A 3,795-nucleotide genomic window follows, 5' to 3' on the forward strand; every position below is an offset into this window, starting at 1 on the left:
GACTTTTGGCACGCTGTTGAGTTCTCAAGGAACGGACGCTTCCTTTGGATTCCCTCTCGGGTTTCCTCCGGGCGCTTCCCTTCTGTGTTTCACACTCTATCAGGCCTTTTCGGGCTTTCGAACCGCCGCTTTTCTGCAGACATGCAGAAGCGCTCAATTCTTGAGTCGCGATCAAGACGCTGAGGAGTGCCGCCCACCTCAACCGGCCGCAGTTGATTGCGTCCTGGCTGTCTGGGGCAGGTCTCAGACAGTACAGCCCTGCTGTGGGCGAGGCAAATCGATTCGGCGGGACTCGCGGTGTGCAACCAGCGTCTGTCATGCGGAACCGTCAGTTCTTATGACTTACGCTTCTGAACGGTGCGCCGTCCAGGACAGGTAGTGACGGCGGCCTGATGAATCTCCACCCCTGGGAGGCTTCCCATGACCACCGTGACGTCCCCTCTTGCTGGACGCGCCATCGGACTCGCGGCAGTGCCCGACCCGGTGTTCTCCGGAGCGATGGTGGGTCCCGGTACCGCCATCGACCCGGTTCGTGAACCGTCGGCCGCCGTCTCGCCCGTGGACGGTGTTCTTGTATCGCTGCACCCGCATGCGTTCGTCGTCGTCGACTCCGAGGGGCACGGCGTGCTCACCCACCTCGGTATCGACACCGTTCAGCTCAACGGCGAGGGCTTCGAGCTGCTCGTGAACAAGGGCGACACCGTCACCCGCGGCCAGGAGGTCGTGCGCTGGAACCCGGCCGCGGTCGAGGAGGCCGGTAAGTCGCCGGTGTGCCCGGTCGTCGCGCTGGAGGCCACCGCGGACTCGCTCGGCGATGTGCGTGAGGACGGCGACGTCAAGGCGGGCGACTCGCTCTTCTCCTGGCAGTAGCCGGGCGCCGTCGCGAACGGCAGATAGACAACCACCGCGGCGGTGCGGCCGTCGCATTAATCCGGAGACGGGTGCAATGGAGACAACGCTGCGAGGCGTCGGGGTGAGCCACGGTGTGGCCATAGGCGAGGTGCGGCACATGGGGACGGCGGTTCTCGAGCCGCCGGCCAAGCAGATTCCGGCGGACGAGGCGGAGCGCGAACAGGGGCGCGCCCGTCAGGCCGTGGAAGCTGTCGCTGCCGACCTCATAGCCCGTGGAAATCTGGCGGGCGGCGAGGCGCAGGCCGTGCTGGAGGCCCAGGCGCTGATGGCGCAGGACCCCGAGCTGATGGCGGATGTCGACCGGCGGATCGCCGTCGGCAGCACCGCCGAGCGCGCGGTGTACGACGCGTTCGCCGCCTACCGGGCGCTGCTTGCGGGTGCCGGTGAGTACCTCGCGGGCCGGGTCGCCGACCTCGATGATGTGCGCAACCGGATCGTCGCCCGGCTGCTGGGTGTGCCGATGCCGGGTGTGCCGGACAGCGACGAGCCTTATGTACTGATCGCGCGGGATCTGGCGCCGGCCGACACCGCGCTGCTGGACCCGACGCTGGTGCTCGGGTTCGTGACCGAGGAGGGCGGGCCGACCAGCCACAGCGCGATTCTTGCGCGGGCGCTGGGTGTGCCGGCCGTCGTCGCGCTTCCCGGAGCGGGTGAGCTGGTCGAGGGCACCGTGATCGCCGTCGACGGCAGCACCGGTGAGATCTTCGTCGAGCCGAGCGCGGAGAAGCGTGCGGAGATGGAGAAGGCGGCTGCGGAGCGGAAGGCGGCGCTGGCCTCTTCGTCCGGTCCGGGTGCCACCTCCGACGGGCACAAGGTGCCGCTGCTGGCGAATGTCGGCGGTCCCGGTGATGTGGCGGCGGCGGTCGAGGCGGGTGCGGAGGGCGTCGGTCTCTTCCGGACCGAGTTCCTGTTCCTGGACGACAGCAAGCAGGCGCCGTCCGAGAAGAAGCAGGTCGAGGCGTACCGCAAGGTGCTGGAGGCGTTTCCCGAGGGGCGCGTGGTCGTGCGCGTGCTGGACGCCGGTGCCGACAAGCCGCTGGACTTCCTGACGCCGGCCGATGAGCCGAACCCCGCGCTGGGTGTGCGGGGGCTGCGTACGCTGCTCGACCACCCCGATGTGCTGCGTACCCAGCTCACTTCGCTGGCGAAGGCGGCCGAGGGGCTGCCTGTCTACCTTGAGGTCATGGCGCCGATGGTGGCGGACCGGATCGACGCCAAGGCGTTCGCGGACGCGTGCCGGGAGGCCGGGCTGCGGGCGAAGTTCGGCGCGATGGTGGAGATTCCGTCCGCGGCTCTTCGGGCGCGGTCGATTCTGCAGGAGGTCGAGTTCCTTTCTCTGGGGACCAATGACCTGGCGCAGTACACCTTCGCCGCCGACCGTCAGGTGGGCGCCGTGTCGCGTCTGCAGGACCCGTGGCAGCCGGCGCTGCTGGACCTCGTCGCGGCGTCGGCCGAGGCCGCGAAGGCCGAGGGCAAGAGCTGTGGTGTCTGTGGTGAGGCGGCCTCCGATCCGCTGCTGGCGTGTGTGCTGACGGGGCTCGGTGTCACCAGCCTTTCGATGGGCGCGGCGTCGATTCCCTATGTGCGGGCGACGCTGGCCAAGCACACGCTGGCGCAGTGCGAGCGTGCGGCGGCCGCGGCGCGTGCCACGGACAGCGCCGACGATGCGCGGGCGGCCGCGCAGGCGGTGCTCTCCGGGGAGTGATTCCGTGCGGCGCGGTGCGTCGCGGGAGTTTGACGGCCGTCCCGCCCTTGTGGCGGGGCGGCCCTTTTGTGTGCGGCTATGCATGCCTCTTGGCGTGCGCCTTTGTGTGTGCCGGTGCCCGGGTCAGCGGTGGCGGTGGGTGTCGGGCGGGGGTGTGAGAGGGAGGCCGGGGGCGTAGTCGACGCCGTGCTCGGGTGGGATCGGCTCGCCCGTGTCGGCATCGGTGCAGTAGGCGGTGAAGACCTCGGCGGCGGTGAGGGGGCGTGGCCAGGAGTCGCGCAGGGACCAGCCGCGAACCGTGTCATGGGTGGTGTCGCCGGTGGCGTCGCGGCCGGCGGCGTCGGGGATGGTGCGGGAGACGATGCCGCCGGGGGTGCACAGGGCGAAGCCGGCGGCCAGGACCGTGCAGAACAGCAGGGTTTCGGATTCGGCGAGCCCGAGGCGGGCGCCGTCGCGGGCGGTGGCGTGCAGGGTCGCCAGGAGGGACGGCTCTCCTGCCGCGACGGAGCAGACGAGGTGGTGGGTGCCGCCGCCGAGGGATGCGAGGAGCTGTTGGAGGGCTTGGGTGGCGCGGGCGAAGGCGGCGCGCGCGAGGTCCTCGCCGCACTCCTCGCAGGTGCCGGCGCGGGCCAGGAGGCCGGAGGCGTGGTCCCAGGTCGCCCGGCGGTCGGATTCCTCGACGAGTAAGGGGAGCAGTTGGCTGAGCGGCTGGCCCTCGTACGTCAAGGTGGCGCCGGTGCAGGCGAGTTCCGCGGTGTAGCGGGTGCGGCTGGCGGGGTGGTCGGGGTCCAGGGCGCGGTCCGCGCAGTATTTCTCGTAGGCGACCGAGTCGAAGAGGCTGAGGGTCGTGAGCACGCCTTGGGAGGCGAGGGTGCGCAGCAGGGCCTCCATCTGCTGGAGGTAGCTGTTGTGGTCGTCGAACGGGAAGGTGCGATAGCGGCGCATGGCGGTGAAGTCCGGCTCGTCGGCCAGGACGGCGGCGGTGCTGGGGACTTCGCGGCGCAGGCTGCGGCGGGCGGCGGACTGGTCGGTGTGCCGGGATGTGGCGGTCATGACTCCCCCTGAGTGAGCTGCGTGCGGGGATCGCACGTCACTTGTCACTGAGAGTAATCGGGGGGTCTGACAATGGCGGGCCGGCGCCGGACCGGAGCCCGTTCGGGCCTTGGCGGTCCGGCGCC

At 70.2% G+C, this 3,795-nt stretch carries 3 protein-coding genes; 2 read left to right on the forward strand and 1 reads right to left on the reverse strand.

What is annotated here, in order from left to right; all coding sequences use genetic code 11:
• Nucleotides 1-420 precede the first annotated feature (420 nt).
• Together DY245_RS34170 and ptsP are read left to right on the forward strand one after the other, a co-directional pair.
• Complete coding sequence (locus DY245_RS34170) at nucleotides 421-870, forward strand: PTS sugar transporter subunit IIA (protein ID WP_128511012.1); 450 nt, start codon at nucleotides 421-423, stop codon at nucleotides 868-870.
• A gap of 76 nt (nucleotides 871-946) precedes the next feature.
• Nucleotides 947-2,617 (forward strand): phosphoenolpyruvate--protein phosphotransferase, encoded by a 1,671-nt coding sequence (ptsP, locus tag DY245_RS34175; RefSeq protein ID WP_128511013.1) that lies wholly within the window; start codon nucleotides 947-949, stop codon nucleotides 2,615-2,617.
• Between the two features lie 123 nt (nucleotides 2,618-2,740).
• Here the strand turns inward: ptsP and DY245_RS34180 are convergent, their stop codons facing one another.
• Nucleotides 2,741-3,670 (reverse strand): hypothetical protein, encoded by a 930-nt coding sequence (locus DY245_RS34180; protein WP_128511014.1) that lies wholly within the window; start codon nucleotides 3,668-3,670, stop codon nucleotides 2,741-2,743.
• Between the last annotated feature and the right edge of the window lie 125 nt (nucleotides 3,671-3,795).

This window comes from Streptomyces inhibens, from assembly GCF_003389455.1.
Lineage (GTDB): Bacteria > Actinomycetota > Actinomycetes > Streptomycetales > Streptomycetaceae > Streptomyces > Streptomyces inhibens.